The 21,105-nt window shown below is 58.8% G+C and carries 20 protein-coding genes and 5 tRNA genes; 18 read left to right on the top strand and 7 right to left on the bottom strand.

Annotated elements, in window-relative coordinates; translation table 11 throughout:
- Positions 1 to 9 precede the first annotated feature (9 nt).
- Positions 10 to 1,851, bottom strand: a complete 1,842-nt coding sequence (phaC, locus tag AB8B29_RS05915; RefSeq protein WP_092573685.1) for a class I poly(R)-hydroxyalkanoic acid synthase — start codon at positions 1,849 to 1,851, stop codon at positions 10 to 12.
- A gap of 159 nt (positions 1,852 to 2,010) precedes the next feature.
- Here phaC and AB8B29_RS05920 point away from each other — a divergent pair, with 159 nt between their 5' ends.
- The 4 genes from AB8B29_RS05920 (at position 2,011) to recJ (ending at position 7,146) form a co-directional block, all read left to right on the top strand.
- A complete protein-coding gene (locus tag AB8B29_RS05920; protein WP_113118279.1) occupies positions 2,011 to 2,460 on the top strand; it encodes a hypothetical protein in 450 nt (149 codons plus the stop codon).
- Positions 2,461 to 2,682: 222 nt separating this feature from the next.
- Positions 2,683 to 3,900, top strand: coding sequence for an LL-diaminopimelate aminotransferase (locus AB8B29_RS05925; RefSeq protein ID WP_034505203.1), 1,218 nt, complete (start codon positions 2,683 to 2,685; stop codon positions 3,898 to 3,900).
- A gap of 64 nt (positions 3,901 to 3,964) precedes the next feature.
- Positions 3,965 to 5,284, top strand: coding sequence for a homoserine dehydrogenase (locus AB8B29_RS05930; RefSeq protein ID WP_113118278.1), 1,320 nt, complete (start codon positions 3,965 to 3,967; stop codon positions 5,282 to 5,284).
- Positions 5,285 to 5,340: 56 nt separating this feature from the next.
- Positions 5,341 to 7,146 carry a single-stranded-DNA-specific exonuclease RecJ gene (gene recJ / locus AB8B29_RS05935; RefSeq protein WP_439006217.1) on the top strand — a complete coding sequence of 602 codons (1,806 nt, stop codon included), beginning with the start codon at positions 5,341 to 5,343 and terminating at the stop codon, positions 7,144 to 7,146.
- Between the two features lie 77 nt (positions 7,147 to 7,223).
- Here the strand turns inward: recJ and AB8B29_RS05940 are convergent.
- From AB8B29_RS05940 to AB8B29_RS05960, 5 genes are all read right to left on the bottom strand, one after another.
- Positions 7,224 to 7,298: transfer RNA gene (locus AB8B29_RS05940), tRNA-Glu, on the bottom strand.
- 119 nt (positions 7,299 to 7,417) lie between these two features.
- Positions 7,418 to 7,492, bottom strand: a tRNA-Glu gene (locus AB8B29_RS05945).
- 84 nt (positions 7,493 to 7,576) lie between these two features.
- Positions 7,577 to 7,651, bottom strand: a tRNA-Glu gene (locus AB8B29_RS05950).
- Between the two features lie 168 nt (positions 7,652 to 7,819).
- Positions 7,820 to 8,554, bottom strand: a complete 735-nt coding sequence (locus AB8B29_RS05955) for a hypothetical protein (protein WP_439006218.1) — start codon at positions 8,552 to 8,554, stop codon at positions 7,820 to 7,822.
- Between the two features lie 266 nt (positions 8,555 to 8,820).
- Entirely contained in the window at positions 8,821 to 9,261 is a 441-nt protein-coding gene (locus AB8B29_RS05960; RefSeq protein WP_047638040.1) for a VOC family protein, read from the bottom strand.
- 196 nt (positions 9,262 to 9,457) lie between these two features.
- Here AB8B29_RS05960 and AB8B29_RS05965 point away from each other — a divergent pair, with 196 nt between their 5' ends.
- Both AB8B29_RS05965 and AB8B29_RS05970 read left to right on the top strand, forming a co-directional pair.
- Positions 9,458 to 10,036, top strand: coding sequence for a cold-shock protein (locus tag AB8B29_RS05965; RefSeq protein WP_037201851.1), 579 nt, complete (start codon positions 9,458 to 9,460; stop codon positions 10,034 to 10,036).
- A 111-nt stretch (positions 10,037 to 10,147) separates the two neighbouring features.
- Positions 10,148 to 11,365: a tyrosine-type recombinase/integrase gene (locus AB8B29_RS05970; RefSeq protein ID WP_439006219.1), complete on the top strand. Its 1,218-nt coding sequence runs from the start codon at positions 10,148 to 10,150 to the stop codon at positions 11,363 to 11,365.
- 65 nt (positions 11,366 to 11,430) lie between these two features.
- On the opposite strand, the gene AB8B29_RS05975 is transcribed toward AB8B29_RS05970, so the two are convergent.
- Positions 11,431 to 11,883: a helix-turn-helix domain-containing protein gene (locus AB8B29_RS05975; RefSeq protein ID WP_439006220.1), complete on the bottom strand. Its 453-nt coding sequence runs from the start codon at positions 11,881 to 11,883 to the stop codon at positions 11,431 to 11,433.
- 179 nt (positions 11,884 to 12,062) lie between these two features.
- Between AB8B29_RS05975 and AB8B29_RS05980 the strand changes: the two genes are divergently transcribed.
- The 12 genes from AB8B29_RS05980 to AB8B29_RS06035 all read left to right on the top strand — a co-directional run bounded on the left by AB8B29_RS05980 (position 12,063) and on the right by AB8B29_RS06035 (position 21,105).
- Positions 12,063 to 12,287: a helix-turn-helix transcriptional regulator gene (locus AB8B29_RS05980; protein WP_439006221.1), complete on the top strand. Its 225-nt coding sequence runs from the start codon at positions 12,063 to 12,065 to the stop codon at positions 12,285 to 12,287.
- A gap of 61 nt (positions 12,288 to 12,348) precedes the next feature.
- Positions 12,349 to 12,726: a hypothetical protein gene (locus tag AB8B29_RS05985; protein ID WP_439006222.1), complete on the top strand. Its 378-nt coding sequence runs from the start codon at positions 12,349 to 12,351 to the stop codon at positions 12,724 to 12,726.
- Between the two features lie 47 nt (positions 12,727 to 12,773).
- Entirely contained in the window at positions 12,774 to 13,010 is a 237-nt protein-coding gene (locus AB8B29_RS05990; protein WP_439006223.1) for a hypothetical protein, read from the top strand.
- Positions 12,979 to 15,195, top strand: a complete 2,217-nt coding sequence (locus AB8B29_RS05995; protein ID WP_439006224.1) for a bifunctional DNA primase/polymerase — start codon at positions 12,979 to 12,981, stop codon at positions 15,193 to 15,195. The genes AB8B29_RS05990 and AB8B29_RS05995 overlap by 32 nt, the downstream gene beginning before the upstream one ends.
- 452 nt (positions 15,196 to 15,647) lie before the next feature.
- Positions 15,648 to 16,592, top strand: coding sequence for a hypothetical protein (locus AB8B29_RS06000; RefSeq protein ID WP_439006225.1), 945 nt, complete (start codon positions 15,648 to 15,650; stop codon positions 16,590 to 16,592).
- A gap of 227 nt (positions 16,593 to 16,819) precedes the next feature.
- The gene (locus AB8B29_RS06005; RefSeq protein WP_439006226.1) at positions 16,820 to 17,089 is read left to right on the top strand and encodes a hypothetical protein; all 270 of its coding nucleotides are present in this window, start codon (positions 16,820 to 16,822) and stop codon (positions 17,087 to 17,089) included.
- A gap of 6 nt (positions 17,090 to 17,095) precedes the next feature.
- A tRNA-Pro gene (locus AB8B29_RS06010) sits at positions 17,096 to 17,172 on the top strand.
- A gap of 7 nt (positions 17,173 to 17,179) precedes the next feature.
- Positions 17,180 to 17,253, top strand: a tRNA-Thr gene (locus tag AB8B29_RS06015).
- 20 nt (positions 17,254 to 17,273) lie between these two features.
- The gene (locus AB8B29_RS06020) at positions 17,274 to 17,792 is read left to right on the top strand and encodes an HNH endonuclease (RefSeq protein WP_439006228.1); all 519 of its coding nucleotides are present in this window, start codon (positions 17,274 to 17,276) and stop codon (positions 17,790 to 17,792) included.
- A 33-nt stretch (positions 17,793 to 17,825) separates the two neighbouring features.
- Positions 17,826 to 18,497, top strand: coding sequence for a hypothetical protein (locus AB8B29_RS06025; protein ID WP_439006229.1), 672 nt, complete (start codon positions 17,826 to 17,828; stop codon positions 18,495 to 18,497).
- Between the two features lie 195 nt (positions 18,498 to 18,692).
- The gene (locus AB8B29_RS06030; protein ID WP_439006230.1) at positions 18,693 to 19,316 is read left to right on the top strand and encodes a hypothetical protein; all 624 of its coding nucleotides are present in this window, start codon (positions 18,693 to 18,695) and stop codon (positions 19,314 to 19,316) included.
- A 16-nt stretch (positions 19,317 to 19,332) separates the two neighbouring features.
- Positions 19,333 to 21,105 carry a phage terminase large subunit family protein gene (locus AB8B29_RS06035; protein WP_439006232.1) on the top strand — a complete coding sequence of 591 codons (1,773 nt, stop codon included), beginning with the start codon at positions 19,333 to 19,335 and terminating at the stop codon, positions 21,103 to 21,105.

Consider the following 21,105-nt stretch of genomic DNA (forward strand, 5'->3'; position numbering starts at 1 on the left):
ATTGATCGCCTAGGCACGTTCCATGACGAAGCTGCCCGGTGCCTCCTCAAGCGCGTTGAGAGCTTTGCCGCCGGGTTGGCGGGCGGCTGCCATACGATGGTCCTGGGATAGGATCCATGCATGCCAGTGCGTCCACCAGGAACCCGGCGTCTCATTCGCTTCTTTCAGCCACTGCTCGTAATCGCCCTTCACCGTGCCGCCGGTCCAGAACTGGTATTTGTGCTTATCCGGTGGGTTGACGACGCCGGCGATGTGGCCGGACCCTGTGAGGACGAATTCCACCGGTCCGCCAAAGCACTGGCTGCCGACGAAGACGGACTTGGCAGGGGCGATATGATCTTCGCGCGTCGCCAGATTGTAGACAGGGATGCGGACATCCTTCAGCGACAATGTCTTGCCGTCGAGCACCATCTTGCCCTGGCTCAGTGTATTGTTGAGATAGCAATTGCGCAGATAGAACGAGTGGTTGGCGGCCGCCATTCGCGTGGAATCGGCATTCCAGAACAGAAGATCGAAGGGCATGGGTTCCTGGCCCTTCAGGTAGCTGTTGATGAAATAGGGCCAGATGAGCTCGGAGGCGCGAAGCATGTTGAAAGCGGCGGCCATCTTCGAGCCTTCCAGATAGCCGACCGCACTCATCTGCTGTTCGAGCGACGCGATCTGCTCCTCGTCCACGAAAACCTTGAGATCGCCGGCAAAGGTGAAATCGACCTGCGTCGTCAGGAAGGTCGCGGTGCGGATGCGTTTGTTCTTTTCCTTGGCATGGAGGGCAAGCGTCGCGGCCAGCAGCGTGCCGCCGACGCAATAGCCGACGGCATTGACTTCCTGTTCGCCTGTCGCCTTCTCGATCGTATCAAGCGCAAAATCGATACCCTCTCGCGCATAGGAGGTCCAGTCTTTCGCCGCATGGCGCTGATCGGGGTTCACCCAGGAGATGACGAAGACGGTGTGCCCCTGTTCCACACACCATTTTATGAAGGATTTCTGCGGGTTGAGATCGAGAATGTAGAATTTGTTGATCCAGGGCGGGCAGATCAGCAAAGGCCGCTTCAGCACTTTTTCCGTTGCCGGCTCGTATTGGATGACCTGGCAGACGTCGCTTTGCGCGATCACCTTGCCGGGTGTCAGCGCCATGTCCCGGCCAACGGCGAACTTCGTCATATCCGTCTGCCGCAGCCGCAGTTCGCCGTGGCCGAGGCTGATATCCTCGGCGAGCATCTTCATGCCGCGCACCAGGTTCTCGCCGTTGGAGGCGACCGTTTCGCGATAGAGCTGCGGATTGGTCGCGATGAAATTGCTCGGCGAAAAGGCTGCCGTGATCTGCTTCGTATAGAACGTCGCCTTGTGGCGGGTGTGCTCATCCAATCCTTCGGCCTCGCCGACCAGCTTCTCGGCCCAGCCGGCCGTCAGAAGATAGGTCTGCTTCAGAAAGTCGAAGAAGGGGTTCTTCTGCCAGTCTTCGTCGGCGAAGCGCTTGTCCTTGACCGGCTCTGGCGCGGCGGGCGAATCGCCGCTGAGGCGTTGCAGGGTTTGCGTCCACAGGCCGAAATAGCCCGTCAGCAGATGGGTCTGCGCCTCCAGCGTACGGCGCGGATCGGAAAGCCAATATTCGCCGACCTTGGAAAGCGTCTTGACCATGTCGGTCATCGGATCGGCGACGGTGTCGACCTTCTCGCCGCGCTCGCGCGGCGCAAGCCAGGCGGATGCAGCCTTGCCGAGATTTTCCAGCGCGCGGGCGAAATTGACGGCCATCGCCTCGGGATCCCTGACAATGTAAGGCTCGACCGACTTCGGGTCGAAGCCCGGAAAGCCGTTGTTTCCTTCACTGTTATCCCGCTTGCTGTCGGTCACGCATCATCCTCCCGGCGGCAGCTGTGTTCTGTTTTCCATTTGTACATCTTGCGGGAAAAGGAATACAAGTCGAATGAAACGCAAGCCTGCTCTTGCTTTGCTGCTGCGACAAATTTAACAGTCGCAACCCAAGGCAAGGAATTGGGCAGGAAGACAATTATGGGCGGCGGCATGGTGGCAAGACTGAACCGGTATTCCGTACTCTGCGGCGCGATGTGCGGCATTTTCGCATTGACCCTCGCAGGCTGCTCGACCCCTGAGGAAAAAGCGGCCTTCGCCAAGCGCAAGCAGCCGCCACAGGCGGTCATCGTCAAATCCGCCAACGGCAGCCCGGTCGATGAAGGCAGCACGCAGCAGCACTACAAGGACGGCTATCCGTCCTTCAACGCGCTGCCGACAGCCGCAAATGTGCAGATCAACGATCAGCAGGCGGGTGATTTGGTCAAGCAGCTGACCGCGCTCGGATCGCAGCGCAAGGCAGGCACGATATCGGAAGCCGAATATCAGAAGCGCGTGGCCGAGATGCGCAAGCTCGCCGCTGAACATGGCCAGGATACGCTGCAGGAAATCAAGCAGCAGGGCGATCAGCCGAGCCAGACGCAGAATTAGCCTTGCGTTTCAGGCGATTTGGACGCAAAGCGTTCGGATGGGCCGAATTTGGATGTGTCTTTATCGGCTAAGTGTGCTTTCTGCGCGCAGCCGCCCAAGATTCACCTTATCCTTCGTGTCAGCATAGTTGCGGTGCCGCGTTCCGGAGTTCGTGTCGCGGCTCACCGGGAGATCGACGAACTTCATTGCGGTTACAAGGGCCGCTGTCCCATGGGGAAAGAAATGGAAGAGTTTCATAAAGTCCGGCGTTTGCCGCCCTACGTTTTCGAACAGGTCAACCGTTTGAAGGCGAGCGCGCGAGCGGGCGGGGCGGACATTATCGATCTCGGCATGGGCAATCCGGACCTTCCGACCCCGAAGGCGATCGTCGACAAGCTGTGCGAAGTGGTGCAGGACCCGCGCACGCATCGCTATTCCTCCTCCAAGGGCATTCCTGGCCTGCGCCGGGCGCAGGCCGCCTATTATGCCCGTCGCTTCGGCGTCAAGCTCAATCCGGATACGCAGGTGGTCGCCACCCTCGGCTCCAAGGAGGGCTTCGCCAACATGGCGCAGGCGATCACGGCGCCGGGTGACGTTATCCTGTGCCCGAACCCGACCTATCCGATCCATGCCTTCGGCTTCCTGATGGCCGGCGGCGTCATCCGCTCGATGTCGGTCGAGCCGGACGACAGCTTCTTTCCGCCGCTGGAGCGGGCCGTGCGTCATTCGATCCCGAAGCCGCTGGCCCTGATTCTCAACTATCCGTCGAACCCGACGGCCTATGTGGCGACGCTGGATTTCTACAAGGAAGTCATCGCCTTCGCCAAGAAGCACGACATCATCGTGCTGTCGGACCTCGCCTATTCGGAAATCTACTTCAACGACGCGCCGCCGCCGTCGGTGCTCGAAGTTCCCGGCGCGATGGACGTGACGGTCGAGTTCACCTCGATGTCGAAGACCTTCTCCATGCCCGGCTGGCGCATGGGTTTCGCCGTCGGCAACGAGCGGCTGATCGCAGCATTGACGCGCGTGAAGTCCTATCTCGACTACGGCGCCTTCACGCCGATCCAGGTCGCGGCGACGCATGCGCTCAACGGCGACGGTTCCGACATCGCCGAAGTGCGCAGCATCTACAAGCGTCGTCGTGACGTTCTGGTCGACAGCTTCGGCAAGGCGGGCTTCGAGATACCGCCGCCGGAAGCGACCATGTTCGCCTGGGCGAAGATCCCGGAGAAGTTTCGTCATCTTGGCTCGCTGGAGTTTTCCAAGCTTCTGGTCGAGAAGGCCGACATCGCGGTTGCGCCGGGCATCGGCTTCGGCGAGCAGGGCGACGATTATGTCCGCATCGCTCTCGTCGAAAACGAGCATCGCATCCGCCAGGCAGCGCGCAATCTGAAGCGCTTCCTCTCCACGGCGGATGAGACGATGCACAATGTGATTTCGCTGAACGCCCATCGTTAGTAATGTTACTACACGGCAGCCGTTCCCGCGGCTGCCGTCCCAAGATACTGATCAGGAATTTTCCATGGCAGATGCCCTCAAAATCGGCATTGCGGGCTTGGGTACCGTTGGTGCCTCGCTCGTCCGCATCATCCAGAGCCGCGCCAACGAGCTTGCCGTCACCTGCGGCCGTCCCGTCAAGATCGTCGCCGTCACTGCGCGCGATCGCACGAAGGATCGCGGCATCGACCTGACTGATGTCGAATGGTTCGGCGGTCCGGTCGATCTGGCTCAGAAGGCCGATATCGATGTATTCGTCGAGCTGATCGGTGGTTCCGAGGGCGCCGCCAATGCGGCCGTGCGGGCTGCTCTTGCTCGCGGCGTGCACGTCGTTACCGCCAACAAGGCGCTGCTTGCCTATCACGGCGTCGAACTCGCTGAGATCGCGGAGGAGAAGGGCGTCCTGCTCAACTTCGAAGCGGCCGTCGCCGGTGGTATTCCGGTCATCAAGGCCCTGCGCGAATCCCTGACGGGCAATACGATCTCGCGCGTCTACGGCATCATGAACGGCACCTGCAACTACATTCTGACCCGGATGGAGAAGGAGGGCCTGTCCTTTGCCGATTGCCTCAAGGAAGCCCAGCGTCTCGGCTATGCCGAGGCCGATCCGGCCTTCGACATCGAGGGCAACGACACCGCCCACAAGCTCGCCATCCTGACGACGCTTGCTTTCGGCAACCGCATCGCGGCCGATGACATCTATCTTGAGGGGATCACCAACGTCTCCATCGAGGACATCCGCGCCGCAGCTGATCTCGGCTATCGCATCAAGCTGCTCGGCGTTGCCCAGCGCACGGAAAGCGGTATCGAACAGCGCGTGCATCCGACCATGGTGCCGCTTGATTCGGTCATCGCCCAAGTCGATGGCGTCACCAATGCCGTCGCGATCGAATCCGATATTCTGGGCGAATTGCTGATGGTCGGCCCCGGCGCCGGCGGCAACGCCACGGCCTCCTCCGTACTGGGCGACATCGCCGATATCGCCAAGAGCCGGCCGGGCGAACAGCGCGTGCCGGTGCTCGGTCATCCGGCCAAGGCGCTCGAGCCCTATCGCAAGGCGCAGATGCGGAGCCACGAAGGCGGCTATTTCATCCGCCTGACGGTTCTCGACCGCACCGGCGTCTTTGCAAGCGTCGCGACCCGCATGGCGGAGAACCATATTTCGCTCGAATCGATCGTGCAGCGGTCGACGCAGCACCTGTCGCCCTCGGCACACCAGACGATCGTCCTCGTCACCCATGCGACAACAGAGGATTCGGTGCGCAAGGCGGTTGCGGCCATCAAGACCGAAGGCTACCTCGTCGGCGAACCGCAGGTCATCCGTATCGAACGGCCGAAGGAATAGGCTGACCACGGCACCGCGCTTCAAAGGAGCGCTGCCGCCTGCAAATTTTGGGAGAGATGGTGGAGCAACCGGTCGATCCAGTTCAACGGGCCTTTCTGGGCGTGGAGCGCTCTGCTTCCGGCAATCGCTGGGTTTCCCGGCTCGACCAGGCCGGTCAGAACAGGGCGCTGGCCATCGCGCAGGTGCACGGCCTGCCGGAGCTGATCGCCCGCGTGCTTGCAGGCCGTGGCGTCGGTATCGACGAGGCCATGGCCTTCCTCGACCCGACGATCCGCAGCCTGATGCCGGATCCTTATCTGCTGACCGACTGCGAGAAGGCGGCTCAGCGCCTCCTGCGCGCGATTAAGGCGGGCGAGACCGTCGCGATCTTCGGAGACTATGATGTCGACGGTGCCGCCTCGTCAGCGCTGCTCTATCGCTTCCTGACCCATTTCGGCGTTTCGGCCAGCATCTACATCCCCGATCGCATCTTCGAAGGCTACGGCCCCAATCCTAACGCCATCAACCAGCTCATCGACAATGGTGCAACTCTGATCGCAACAGTCGATTGCGGCTCCACCAGTTTCGAGGCGCTGGAGGCAGCAAGCGCGCGCAATATCGACGTCGTCGTTATCGATCACCACCAGGTCGCGCACGAATTGCCGCCATGCCATGCGCTGGTCAATCCGAACCGCGAGGATGATCTGTCCGGGCAGGGGCATCTCTGCGCTGCCGGCGTCGTCTTCCTGGTTCTGGTTGCTGCCCTGCGTCAGCTGCGTGAAGCGGGCGATTCCCGGGCACGCTCGGTGGATCTGCTCGCATGGCTGGATATCGTCGCGCTGGCGACCGTCTGCGATGTGGTGCCACTGAAGGGCCTCAACCGCGCCTACGTCGTCAAGGGCCTGATTGCTGCCCGTCATCAAGGCAATCCCGGGCTTGCCGCTCTGTTTCGCAAGGCAGGGCTCGGCGGCCCGGTGACGCCCTATCATTTCGGCTTCCTGATCGGCCCGCGCATCAATGCCGGCGGCCGCATCGGCGATGCGGCACTCGGCGCGCGCTTGCTGACGCTCGACGATACTGCCGAAGCCGAGACGATCGCCGCCAAGCTTGACGAGCTCAACCGCGAAAGGCAGGCCATGGAGGCCGCCATGCTGCAGGAGGCCGAGGGCGAGGCACTGGCAGAGTATGGTAATGGCGACGGCGCTTCCGTCATCATCACTGCACGGGAGAATTGGCACCCTGGCATCGTCGGCCTGATCGCGTCGCGCCTGAAGGACAAGTTTCGCCGGCCGGCCTTTGCGATTGCCTTCGACTCGTCGGGCAAGGGCACCGGCTCCGGCCGCTCGATCAACGGCTTCGACATGGGCCGCATGGTCCGCGCCGCCGTCGATGCCGGCCTGCTGGTCAAGGGCGGCGGCCACGCGATGGCGGCCGGCTTGACGATGGAGCGCAGCAATCTGGGAAAACTGCGCGCCTTCTTCACCGAGAAGGCGGAAAAGCAGGTTGCCGGGCTGGTGGCCAATGAGACGCTGAAGATCGACGGTGCGCTCGGCGCAAGCGGTGCGACCGTGGAACTGATAGACAGGCTCGAAACCGCCGGTCCTTACGGCTCAGGCCATCCGCAGCCCGTCTTTGCCCTGCCGAGCCACCGGCTGCGCGATTCGCGCATTGTCGGCCAATCGCATATCAAGGTCACGCTGGAAGCGCAGGATGGCGGCCGGGTGGAGGGCATAGCCTTTCGCGCGGCAGAGACGCCTCTGGGTGAATTGCTATTGTCTTCCCGCGGTGCGCAGATCCACGTTGCCGGCACGCTCGGCGCCGATCATTGGCAGGGAAGCCGACGCGTGCAGCTTCGCGTCACGGACGCGGCCAAGGCACCCTGATCATAGACGAGATCGCATGGGCGGGGAACGCCAGCGAAAATAACGGCATAAATTCAAAGATTTCAGGGGAAAGACAGTGGCACGCCCTAGGGGAGTCGAACCCCTCTTTACAGAATGAAAATCTGTCGTCCTAACCGATAGACGAAGGGCGCGTGCTGTGGCGCCCTTATAGTCAGCACCTTTTGTTCCCGCAAGCGGAAAATCGAGAAAAATCCACGACTAGACGCAGATTTTTCGATGCATTTGTGGAAAACGTCGGGACATCGCGATCTGGTACGCCCTAGGGGAGTCGAACCCCTCTTTACAGAATGAGAATCTGTCGTCCTAACCGATAGACGAAGGGCGCAGGCCGTGTGAGCTACATAGGAATAGCGTATTGCGACCGCAAGCGGAAGCTTGATTAACTCATAGACGGCCGGGAGAACAACAGTGGCACGCCCTAGGGGAGTCGAACCCCTCTTTACAGAATGAAAATCTGTCGTCCTAACCGATAGACGAAGGGCGCGTGCTGTTGTGTGGCGCGCTTATAGCGGGGTGATTTCATTCCCGCAAGCGGCAATTTTGCTTTTTTGTGGAAAAAATGACAGATGAGTGAAACCGCCGCCGTGCTCGAATAAGCGAGACTTAACAGGATGTTATCGGAGGTGGCCGAGGTGCCTGGAAACGTCCGCCTTTACTGGCCGCTTCCGTTTTGTATCGGCTGCACCAGCAGTTTGCCGTCCTTGCCCTGGTTCTTCGATGCAATGAAGTTCGCCAGCATCGCTGCTTCCTTGCTGTCCAGCTTGCGAACGTTGGAGCCGGGCAAGGGCATGATTTTCGAAGGCGTCGCATCGGCCGTCGGCTTCGTGGGGTTCGTGGAAGTGGATGCGGCGGCATTGCGGATGACGGGTGGGGGCAGAACGGCCTCCGAGGTCCGGTCGGGGGACAAGCCGGGCTTGCCGGATTGCGGCGCAACGTCCTGCACAGCGCTCGGCGGCATACTGTAGACGCTGCGCATCATCGGCGTGATTCCTTGGCCGCCCGCGCCAGGCTGGGTGGTTGCCAACGTCCCGTCCCGATTAACGGCGATCGGCGGTGGGCTCGAATAGATGCTGCTCCTGTTCGCATTGACGGCGGTCGGTTGCGTGACCAGGCCGGCAATGCTTGCGGACGCATCCGAAGGCGCGGCCGTTGGTGCGGCGGGGTAGAGGGCCTGGTTCTGTTCGGCGATCACCTGCTGCCGCGTGCCGCTGACGCTGTGGACCAGCGGGTCGCGATAGGCGACATCGCCCTTCTGCCGTCGCGCTTCAGCCTTGTTGTTCAAGCTGGCCGCGAGCTGTTCGGCTGTTGTCTGCTGCGGAGCAGCCTCCGATGTCTCTTTCGGCTTCGTTCCGGTGGTCGCGCAGCCGGCGATCATCACAAATGACATGACGACCGCAATAGTGCTTGCTAGCTTCTTCCTGCCGTATAAAATCTGTTGATCGCACAAAGGATGTTCCCCGCAAAAAAAAGGTTTGCATCGGAACGGCCTCCTGCGAGGGACGATGATATCGCGTGCGCCGACTGGGAACGATGACGGCGCGATATCCGATGCATGATGCTTCGAGTCGTCCAAGCATGCCGAGGATGGGCATGGGCGGCAAGCGCGAAACGGATGGCTCCGCGCGTGCCGTAAGCCTCGCGAAAGCTTGCGCCTTACCAGGAGCCGGTGTTGGGCAACGAAGCCCAGGGCTCGGACGAGGGAAGATTGGCGCCCTTCTGCAGGATCTCGATGGATATGCCGTCCGGAGAACGCACGAACGCCATGTGACCGTCACGCGGCGGTCGGTTGATCGTGATGCCATTGTCCATGAGCTTCTGGCAGGTCGCGTAGATATCGTCGACCTCATAGGCAAGGTGGCCGAAGTTGCGTCCTCCGGTGTATTCCTCCGGATCCCAGTTGTAGGTCAGTTCCAGGCTGGGGGCGCCGTTGCTCCGGGATGATTCGGCATCCTCGCCGGCTGCAAGGAATACGAGTGTGTAGCGCCCCTTCTCGTTCTCATAACGGCGGGTTTCGGTGAGGCCGAACAGGGTGCTATAAAAATGCAACGAGGCGTCCAGATCGGTCACGCGGACCATTGTGTGGAGATAACGCATTCTATTTCCTCTCTTAATGTTGGGCTGGGCCGATCTTGGATCGCGACACCAGCTTCGCGCAAGTCTTTGCGGGATAATCTAAGGGTGGGAATAAAGAAAACTAGGACTTGCGCTTTTCCGTTACCAAGATGTTAATCTTGATATCAGGGAATCAGTTAACCGTAACAGTGTGACGCGTAATCGAGGGCTGGCTAGGATGGGTGACAGAATTTCATCGAAGGGAGTTGACGACTTCGAGGAGATGTCGGGCGATGCCGTCGAGCTCATCGAGATCTCGGGCGTCGTCAAGTGGTTCGATGTCGCCAAGGGGTTCGGTTTTATAGTGCCTGACAATGGCATGCAGGATGTGCTGCTGCACGTGACGTGCCTGCGGCGGGACGGTTATCAGACGATTCTCGAAGGAACACGCATCGTCGCGCTGATCCAGCGCAGGGAGCGGGGCTATCAGGCCTTCAAGATCCTCTCCATGGATCAATCGACTGCCGTGCATCCCTCGCAGATGCCGCCGGTGCGCACGCATGTGCAGGTAACGGCGACCAGTGGCCTGGAACGCGCCTTGGTCAAGTGGTTCAATCGCACTAAGGGCTTCGGCTTCCTGACGCGCGGCGAGGGCACCGAGGATATCTTCGTGCACATGGAGACGCTGCGTCGGTTCGGCCTGGCGGAGCTGCGGCCAGGGCAGGTGGTGCTTGTCCGCTTCGGACCCGGCGAGAAGGGTCTGATGGCGGCGGAAATTCACCCGGACGCACCGAGCCCGGCAACGCGGCCGCACTAATATGACCGGAGATTTGTTTCTCAGAGTTTTGAAAAGCGCCGTCGTGGCGCTTGGATGGCATTGATTTCATTGATCTAATATTGCTAAACGCCTGATTTTCAGGCTTTTCTCTTGCCTAAGCTGTCCACCTTATCCATATTGGCAACCGTCAACTTTATGGTAGAGGTTATGGTAAGCAATCGGCTCACCGATACAAAAATCAAGGCGATCAAAAAGCCCGGGGTCTACGCTGATGGAGACGGGCTCTATCTGCGTATGCACGCCGCTGGCTCGAAATCCTGGTTTTTCATCTATTCGCGCGATGGAAAACGACGAGAGCTCGGGCTAGGTGGCTTTGGTGGTACAGCGCCGGTGAGTCTTGCATTGGCACGGCGCAAGGCTGATGAATTGCGCGTGATGCTGGCAAACGGCATAGATCCGCATGCTGAAAAAGTCGCTGCCAAGTCCGTGTCTGAGAAAACGTTCCGTAAGGTCGCTGAGCAATTCATCTCAGATCGGGACGACTGGAAAGCGCATACCCGAAAGGAATGGGAGCGCCACCTCTTTGAGCATGCTGCGACACTAGCTGACACGCAGATCGACGCTGTTGCCACGGACCTCATCGTGGCGACGCTGAAACCCATATGGGAAAAGCGGGCGGCGACAGGGCAGCGCGTTCGGGGGAAGATCGAGTCTGTATTGGACTACGCAACTGTCAAAAAGATGCGCACCGGTGATAATCCCGCGCGTTGGTCTGGTCACCTGGAGCACCTTCTCACCAAGGCTGGGCGCGTTACCGGAGCCAATCACAAGGCGATGCGATACGAAGATGTGCCTGCCTTTTTTTCGTCGTTGGGCGACAGCTCCGTTGAGCAGCTTATCCGCTTCATCCTGCTAACCGCTGTCCGTAGCGGCGAGGCCCGTCTCGCCGAATGGGATGAGATCGACCTCGGCGCCAAGATCTGGACGATACCGAAAGAGCGGACAAAGACTGGGCGGGAATTGATTGTTCCGCTCACAGATCAAGCAATCGCATCGCTGCCAGAACAAGGCGAGGGCCTTGTTTTCACTCAGGATGACCAAGCATTGCCGATAATGGCCATGCCGAATTGGATCGGAAGGAACAAGTCGGACATCACGATGCATGGCTTTAGATCAGCGTTTCGCGATTTTGCCGGTGACAAGACTGAATTCCCTAGGGAAATTGCCGAGATGGCACTCGGTCACAAGGTCGGCAATGCTGTCGAGCAAGCTTACCGACGAGGCGATGCTTTAGCAAAGCGCCGCCTGCTGATGGAAGCATGGGAAAATTTTGTTGGTCCAGGTTCAAATTCTGCCTCTGTTGACTAATTTGGTGCATCTCGAGACACTGGCAGGCAGTTTCGCGTCGCGGAAGTCGCCTGCAATGTGACTGCTCAGGCTAGCTCCGCTAGCGTAACGACGTGGACCTCTTGATCCTCTTGCAACGGAACGGGCCATGTCGCCAAAGCGCCGCGCATTTTCGTTCTGATCAGCACGGTATTTCCCGGAACAGGTGTAATCCGTGGATCAATCCAAAGGTGATGACCGTCGACACGGATCGCGTAGCAATTCGAAATGTTGGGTGCCGCAAACCCAATTGTGAACTGTTCGATCACGATAGAATCGTTCGAACCCCTACCCATGAGGGGTGCGCCAAGATCTGGAAGTTTGGTACTGCCGGTGCTGGCCTTGGCCTCATCTGCGAGCTCAGACATTTGGTCGACCGAGATCCGAAGAAACTCGGCCAATCCCGCATACATCTTAGGTCGCGGCACCACGCCGGCCTTCCAACTCGAAAACGCTTGCTGTGAAAAGCCATATTTTGCACCCAGCTCGCTCTCAGTCATGCCTCTCCTGTTTTGTTCGTTCAGGAGCATTTGGGTGAGTCTAGTTCTTTTGAGTGCTGCCATTTTACCATCTTGACAAATTTGTGGAAATGAACTATGAATATCGCGGCTTTAGTGACAACTGCCACATGGGCAACCATTTTAACAAATTTGTAAATATAGTCAACGCGAGGTGCCGGATGAAACACGCGAATGACAATGTTCCGATATTGATCAGCCTTAACGATGTTTGCAAACTGACATCGCTGAGCCGAACCATGATTAATCGCCTTCGGTCTGAAGGCCGCTTTCCAGCCGCCGCAGATCTGGGGGAGCGGCGCATGGCTTTTGTTCGAGCTGAAGTTATTCAATGGATCGAGAGCAAGATAGCGGCGCGGGCAAGGCTATCGCAGAAGGCCGCCTGATCAGAATGAATTCATCAACATTGTCATTATGACCGGCCCAGCGCCGGCGAGAGGAGGATAATTGCACTCGCAAGACATCAACGATGCGGCCGAATGGCCGCTCAATATTGCCCTGCCTGACGGCACGTTGGACGGCTGCTGGACTGGCTGGAAGATCTGGGCGATTGATCATCATAAAGAGGAAGCGAGCATTTTTCGGCTCAACGTCTTTGTCGACCCGGCAGACGGCAGCAAGCCTAAGATTGCGCGGGTATTCGAGTTCCGTCTCTCGGTCGATGGTACTCGCGCGTCGGATCGCTTTCGTGCCCTCGCCTTAGCATGCGGCATCCGCGCGACGGTTCGAAGCACGCGCGAGCTAGAGGGCAGATATTTCGCTGCACGCAACCGCGGCGCCAGCCCATCCGACTTCGGACCGCTTGAACTGGCGCTGAAGCAGTGATGAAGGTTCAAAACCTTAAGCTGTCATCGGGCTCCGGCGGCGGATCAATGAAGCTTGTTGCCGAGTTCGATCTCCAAATAACCGACGATGTCCGTATCTGCGGGATGCGATTGCTGAACGCGCCTGATGGACGCTTCTTGACCTACGCCCCAACCGCACTCGGCGGTCGCCGTTCGGTGACATTCGCGCGCCCGCTTGCCGACGCCATAACCGCCGCCGCCATTCAGCAATATTCGGAGCTCGTGACCGCCCATGCAAAACGCCGCCATATCGCTCCAGCCTGATACTCCCATCGACGTTGCTCGCGAGCACCTGGCGCGAGGCGCGTATATTTTTCCGTGCAGATCCGCAACAGAGGAATTCGTCGACCAGGCGACTGGCGAGATCGAGACACGCGCCGAGAAGACACCGCTTCTACCGACTGGCTTCCGCGGCGCGACCATAAACGCTCCTCTGATAGAGCGGACGTGGGCGAGGTACCAGAAAGCATTGATCGGGGTAGCCACCGGTTCGAAATCTGGCTTTTTCGTATTAGATGTAGATAACAAGCCGGGCGGCGCGAACGGATTCGAGTGGCTTGCCGAAATGGAAGCCGAGCATGGTCAGCTGCCACAAACGGCGCGCGTCACAAGCCCGAATGGCGGCATGCATGTGTATTTCAAGCACGCCGAGGGAGTTCGTAATCGTGGCGCGCTTGGCGCCGGCGTCGATATCCGCGGTGAGGGTGGCTATGTCATCGGCCCGGGCAGCGTCATGCATGATGGCCGATCCTATAAATGGGTCGACGACACACGCGAGATCGCGGACGCGCCACCGTGGCTATTGGACCTGCTGTTGCCGAAATCCGCGCCGGCGCACACCGGCTATACCGCGTCGGTCAACACGAACAGCGCCTATGTCGACGCAGCAGTCGACCAGGAGCTTCGCGACCTTTCCGCTGTGCCGATGGGCAATCGCAACAACGCCCTGAACGACGCCTCATTCTCGCTCGGGCGGTGGGTCGGCGGCGGTCACCTGCCTGAATCTGAGGCGCGTGCTTTGCTGCAGGACGTCGCGCGCGGATGGGGCAGGGACTGGGCGCGGTGCTGCAAGACGATCGAAAACGGTCTGAAGGCCGGCATTCAAAATCCGCGACAGCCGCCGGAGCCTGATTTTTACCAGGACAACACGCGTCCGCTGGATCCCGCTATGATAAAGCGGCTCGTCGAAAACAGCCTCCGCAAGCAAGCTGCAAAAGGCGCAGCTGAAGCGGAGCCCGCGAACGATAACAAGCCGGTCCCAGCGGAACCTAAGCCGTTCTCTATCTTCGATTGGCCAGCAAGCCGTTTTGTTGGGGATCCGCCCCCTATAGAATATCTCGTTGATGGGGTCATTCCGCTAGGCGTGCCTGGAATGGTCTCCGCCATGGGAGACACTGGCAAGTCGTTCGCAATGCTCGAGCTCCATCGTCGTGTGGCATTCGGCCAGGGTTTGTTAGCGCCCGACGTGTTCGGCGGTAGAGTGAATGCCACCGGCACCTCTGTGATGATCACGAGTGAGGACGACGCGGGTGAAGTTCATCGGCGCATCGCTGCGCTGGACGCAAAGGCCGAGCGCGATGGGGCGGCCGGACGGAAGATGATTGTTGTTCCACTTCCATCCGCCGGCGGAGCTAGAGCTTTCTGGCGCGAGGATCGCAAGAAGGGTCTTATCGAGACGGATGACTATCTCAGGATCTGCGACGAGCTGTCCTCGATAACAGATCTCCGGTTGGTGACATTTGATCCCCTCGCAAGCTTCGCGCACTTGCCGTTGAATGAGGATCCTGCGGCCGGTCAGTTCGTATGCACATCTCTCAGCCGTCTCGCCAGCGAGACAGGCGCGACTGTCTTAGTCGCACATCACATGCGAAAAACTCAGAAACCAATTGAGAACCTTGGAGATGCTCGAGATGCGATTCGCGGCACCTCTGCGCTGGTCGATGGTGTTCGACTGGCATATGCGATGTGGCCGGCCGACGAGGCGAGGGCGAAAAGGGTCTGTAAGGAGATCGGCCAAGAGTACATTGCGAATAAGATTGTGCTCGGCGGAATCGTCAAAACAAACGGTCCAGCGAAGCGGCTTGTAAGCACTCTGGTGCGTAATGAGTTTGGTCTTCTGGTCGATCGCACCTCGAACATCGGTGCGGCACTACCTGCGCAAGGCGATTTGCTTGCTGCCCTCGTTATTGCTGTCGAAGGGGCGGCCACGTCAGGTCAGCCGTTCACGAAGACTGGGGCCACTGGTTTGTACGCGATGAGGGAGCGCCTGCCGGAGGAGCTTCGCGGGGTTTCGCGTCACCGCCTCGAAGGCTTGGCCGCGACCGCCATCGAGCGGGGCGAGCTCGTGCTTTGTCTGGCATCCGGCACTACAGCAAAGTGGCTGGACGTGCCTGGCGGGCAGTTTGCGATCGGCCTTGGCAACTTCCGGAAAGGCAGTGTGCGGTCATGAATATGCATTTCCGCTAATGTCGGAATCCCGGAGATTTCCGGAAACGTGGAAACGGAAAGTGGTTTGTTTTCAATATGTTAGCGTTTCCATTTCCGGCGTTTCCGGAAAAAATGGAAATGGTGCAAGCAATTGAAAACATTGAGATTTCCGGGTTTCCATTCGCTGCCCCCTAAAGGGGGAATGGTTTTTAACAACATTCCCCATCGTGGGTTTTAAAATATGGAGGTGAGTTTGGCATTTCGTACCAAAGTGCAGAACATCGGCGGACCATTTCCCGGCCCCGGAGCAGCGCCCGAGATGAACCACGATTTCATCCTGCCGCGTGATCAGCGAGCGGCATTCGAGAAACTCAACGACGCCGCAGCACGACGACCGACGATGACGGATTTCGGATCACTCGTGCCAGCTAATGACAACCGATCAGCCAAACGGCCCAGGAGGAAGATTTCCAGGTGAAGGTAAAATTCAAATCGTTCGTCGAGGCGCTTTCCGCCGATCCCGCTCCGCCGGCCGCCGCCAACGACAACAAACCAGCAAAGCAGCCACAGCCCCGCTATCGCGGTACGCTGCCGGCGCTACGGTGGCTTTTCGACAATCATCCAACCCTGGCGTTGGCTGTGGCCGAAGCAATGCCGAAATCAAAGAGCGATTGGTCGGTGGAGATCGTCGAGAACCGCCAAGAGATTCGCCCAACGGTCGGTGAGCTGTTGAAAGCCTCAGCGGATGCAAACTTGATAATTCAACGGGACGAGAAGACGGGCGAGCGCATCACCCTCGGTTCGCTCAAATTTCGCCGCGGCGAACTTGTTGAATGGGGGGTAACCAAAAAGGGCCACAGACTCCGTCCCGTCGATCGAGTGTCACCAGCAACTGCCGACAAAACTCCGACGAGAAATCCCGATCGCTATCTGAAAACAAAACCGACAACGAGGTCACCATTGGAAACCATGCCGCTGCCGAGAAATATGACGAACCGTCCCGCTCTGTTGCCGATGCTTGATCCGCTTCCGGGCGTCACCGAAGCCCGTCGACTACTACAAAGTCTTGGCGTCGACGGAAGCGTTCCGTTCGACCAACTGCCTTTTCCCGCAACCAGATGTAAAGACGCAATCGCCGTGGGGGCCGGATTCATCGGTGGTGTCTCGAATTTCAAGGGCAATACTTCTGGGGGTGCCCAGGCTTGGGAAGCTCCAGAGGTTCGGCAGGGAGAAGCAGCCGCAGTAATCGAGGAGGTTGCCGCCCGCGGTACGCTCAAATCGATCGGCACGCGGCTTGGCTATAGTGAAGATTATGCAGATCGGGCTGGTAAAGCGGCGCTTGTCGAGGCGGCGAGGATGCTCACGGCGGCAAACGACAACAAAATTGCGGACGATGTGCCCAAACGCGCCACGATGTGACGTATCATAGTGAAGACATGGGCTGCCGCTTGGCGGCCCTTTGTATTTGAGGCGCCATCGGTCCGCGGACGTTCACACTCGCGTTGATCTCTGGGTCGGCCTCATCCTATTGCCTGGCGCTTTCTCCTCTGCGACTGGCGATCCCTGCGGCAGCTGATGGTCCGGATAGATAAACCGGTAACCTCGCTGCCGCTTTCGGTTTTCTGGAAGTCCGTAAGGAAATCACAATGTCCAAACTTATCGCTTGGCTGAAAAGCCTGTTCACGAAAGGAAAATCCGAGATGACCGACGTCGCCGCTCAGGTTGCCGCAGTCGCAACCAACGTTGAAGCCGCAGCAGCTCAGGCTGTTGGTGTTGTCGCCGGCGCTGAAGCCGACATCAAGGCCGTTGTCGACGAGTTCGCCAGTGCGGCTTCCAAGATCAAGTCCGTCTATGACAAGCTCGGCATCGACCTGCATGCGTGGGAAGAAGTCGTGGCGCTGGCAAAGGCGCTCTAACGATTACTGGGTGTAGCGCAGACTGGTAGCGCGCGTGATTTGGGATCACGAGGTCGCAGGTTCGAACCCTGCCACCTAGACCAATTCTAAGCCGCCATGGCGTAACGGTAGCGTGTCCGGTTTGTATCCGGTTGGTTCGGGTTCAAATCCTGGTGGCGGCTCCAATTTGGCAGGGTAGAGCAGCATGAATATCGAAACAGCTCGACGCTTGTTTGCTTATGACCCAGCTTCAGGTGTCATTGTCTGGAGAGTTGACAATGGCAAGTCTGTGTATGCTGGCGATCGTGCTGGCTGCATCGATACCCACTCTGGGTATCGAAAAATAAGATATCGTGATCGCTCTTACGCAGAGCATAGAATTGCTTGGATGATCTATTACGGAGAAGTCGCTCCGCCGCAGATTGATCACATCAATCGTGTTCGTGATGACAACAGGATCGCCAATCTCCGCTCTGCAACAGTTGCTGAGAATGCATTCAATAAGTCGATATCCAGCATCAATTCATCTGGAGTTCCGGGTGTATATTGGAGCTCTGAGCACAAAAAGTGGAAAGCTCAGATATCGGTTCGAGGAAGGCGCCACTTTCTAGGCCTGCATGACAGAATTGCCGATGCCAAGGCAGCGAGATCAAATGCCGAAATTCAATATTTTGGTGCATTTCGACCTGCCAACACAAACGACAATCTTCGTGATGCAGCTTAGCGTTTGCTCTAATTCTTCACGGCGGCTTTTTCGATGGTGGCTCTCGTCAATTTTGACACGTCCGCCTTCGAGAAGGCCGCCAGACGTTTTGAGGCATCGCCAAGGCAGATGTCTTTCGCAATCAGCAAGACGCTGAACCAAGCGGCCCACGAAACGCGCCGCACGCTGATAGCCCAGACGTGGCCACAGCATATGACCCAGCGAAACAATGGCTTCATTTCATTCGCTCTTGGGGTCGAGAACTCCAGCCGCTCAAACCTCACCGTCAAAATCACTGATGCTCGCGCCAAAGGGCGCGGCAACCTCAAGCTTCACGCTGACGGTGGCATCAAGCGCACCGAACACCATCGCGTCGCCGTGCCTATTGCAGGCCAGCGCATTGGTGCAACCGGCATTGCCAAGTCACAGAGACCTGCCGAATTGCGAGGCGCATTCGAGCGCAACGGCGCGATCTTCAAGCCATACGGCAAGAAGTATCCGATCTACGTCTACAAGCGTGGCAAATCAAAAGGCAAGGTCAGTAAGGCTGGCGGTTCGTGGGGAGGCGCAGGACGCGGCATCAAGCGCATGTTCGTTCTCAAGCCGAGCGTTACGATCAAAGCCGACGTGCCATTCAGGCACGACTTCCGTGTCAGCATGGAAGCGCAATTGCGCCGTCTTGGAACGTCCGTGATGCTGAACACGATGAAGTCATCTATGCGCTAGTCGCATGGCTCGTGATCGCCTATCAATGCATTCATTGCATATCTCATATCATCACCTATGCATAAAAAAGCCGAAGGTACTTAGATTTCAATAGTTTCTCACTGATCGCGCCATCGCGTAGTCTTTCTAGGTGCAGGTTTTTTATAGGAGGGGGGCCATCATGTTCGGCTCCCGAAGATTTCGAGGGCTGAGCCGGTGGCGACCATTGCAGAAGTTGCAGAGCACATCGACGTGAACACCCGTACCGCGGCCGATCTGGTCGCGCGCAACATTATCACGAAATCGTCGCGCGGCTCCTACGATCTCGACGTGGTGCGGCTGGAATACATTCGCCATATTCGCGAAGTCGCCGCCGGCCGAGAAGCCGCACAGGCTGTGCCACCCGGCAAGATTGACGGCGAACAAGAGCGAGCCCGCAAGGACAAAGAAGCAGCCGACAGGCTTGAGCTTCAGAACGCCGTGACGCGCGGCGAACTCGCGCCGCTATCCGAAATGGTTTCGGCCGTCACGTCGGCATTCGCTCGCGTCAGGTCAAAGATACTGACCATTCCATCGAAAGTCGCGCCACTGGTGGTGGGGGAGACATCAACAGTCGTTGTTCGCGACGTGGTGAAGAATGAAGTCCACAACGCTCTTGAAGAACTCGCAGGGACACGCCTCCGAGACTGGACATTCAGCCCACCAAGCGATTCAGAAGAGTTGCTGGAAGGTGCTGACGCCTCCGCCGGAACTGACCATAAGCGAGTGGGCCGACAAGGAAAGACGCCTAAGTCCGGAAGCATCGGCCGAGCCAGGAAGGTGGCTAACGGCTCGCGCTGAATACCAGCGCGGCATTATGGATGCCATGGCCGACCCAGAGGTGACGAAGGTCGTTATCTCGAAGGGCAGCCAGGTAGGCTACACCGAGATTCTGAACAACACCATTGGCTACTATATCGATCAAGATCCTTCCACGGTCCTGATCATGCAGCCAACGCTCGATATGGCGCAGGCGTGGTCCAAGGACCGCTTGGCGCCAATGGTTCGTGACACGCCGGCATTGACCGCCAAGGTGTCAGACAGCAAGTCGCGCGACAGCGGCAATACCATGCTGCACAAGTCGTTCCCGGGCGGACAGGTCACCATTGTTGGTGCTAATTCCCCGGCAAGTCTTGCTTCACGGCCAATCCGCATTGTCCTCGCCGACGAGGTCGACCGTTATCCGGTCTCCGCCGGCGACGAAGGTGACCCGCTGAAACTGGCGCAGAAGCGCCAATTGACCTTCTGGAACCGGAAGACGCTCGTCGGGTCTACCCCTACAATTAAGGGGGCAAGCGTCATCGATCGCGAGTTTCAGAACAGCGATCAGCGACGCTACTTTGTCCCTTGCCCAGAGTGCGGCGTGGGCCAGTATCTCAAGTGGTCGCAGGTTCACTGGAACTCGCATGAGGGGCATAAGCCGGAAACGGCGCATTATGTCTGCGAGGACTGCGGATCTCTTTGGAGCGACGCGCAACGCTGGGCCGCCATACGGCTTGGCGAGTGGCGTGCGACGGCCGAGTTCAAGGGCATTGCTGGGTTTCATATTCCCGGCTTGTTGTCACCTTGGGTGAGGCTGGAAGATATCGTCGTCGAATTCCTTGAGGCCAAGGATCACCCAGAGCTTCTGAAGGTCTGGACGAATACCGTCCTCGGGGAGACGTGGGAAGAGCGCGGCGAGAGCGTTTCGGCAGGGCCGTTGCTTTCGCGCATCGAGACCTACGATAGGGATATGCTGCCGGACAACGTTCGCGTTGCCACTGCCGGCGTTGACGTTCAGGGCGACCGCCTTGAGGTTCAGACTATCGGGTGGGGAGCGGGGGAGGAGGCATGGGTTGCCGACTACCTCGTGATTCCAGGCGATCCGTCGCAGCAAGACACATGGCGCCGACTGGACGAGTATCTTCTGACGCCATTGACCACGGAAAGCGGCCGCTCTCTGCGTGTGCATTCCGTTGCCATCGACACCGGCGGCCATCATGCCGCGATGGTACTTGCGTTCTGCAAGAGCCGTAAGGCGCGTCGCGTCTGGCCCATCAAGGGTATGGCGGGTGCAAAGCCTGTTTGGCCGCCGCGCGCCTCAAAGACCAAGACCAACGAGAATGTGTTTCTTGTCGGGGTCGATACCGCAAAGGATGCGGTCTACGGCCGGCTGCGTATTACCAAGCCTGCGCCTGGCTACATCCACTTTCCGCAGGCTGAGGCTGTCGACGCTGATTACTTCTTTCAGCTGACCGCAGAGCAGGCCGTGACGCGATACAGGGACGGGCGACCGTACCGAGTGTGGGTCTGCGGCGCCGGCAAGCGCAACGAGGCGCTGGACACGTTTGTCTATGCCTACGCTGCTCTGAAATCTCTGCGCACCCGCCTTGATATCGTGCGGCGTCCGAAGGCCGAGCAGCCGGCGGCCGACGAACCAGAAGAACAGACGCCGCCGCATGCAGACGCACCGGCGAACGACAATATTCCTGTTTCCGTTCCTGTTGCAGCGCCGCCACTCCCCGTGCCGGTACCAGCCGCAAGACCAGTAGCGCAAGCGCCGCCAAGGCGCGGCCCAGTTCGGCGCATCAGCCGTTCGAGCTTTCTCTAG

The sequence above is a fragment of the Rhizobium sp. 11_C7_N12_5 genome (assembly GCF_051811145.1).
In the GTDB taxonomy this organism is placed as follows: domain Bacteria; phylum Pseudomonadota; class Alphaproteobacteria; order Rhizobiales; family Rhizobiaceae; genus Rhizobium; species Rhizobium lusitanum.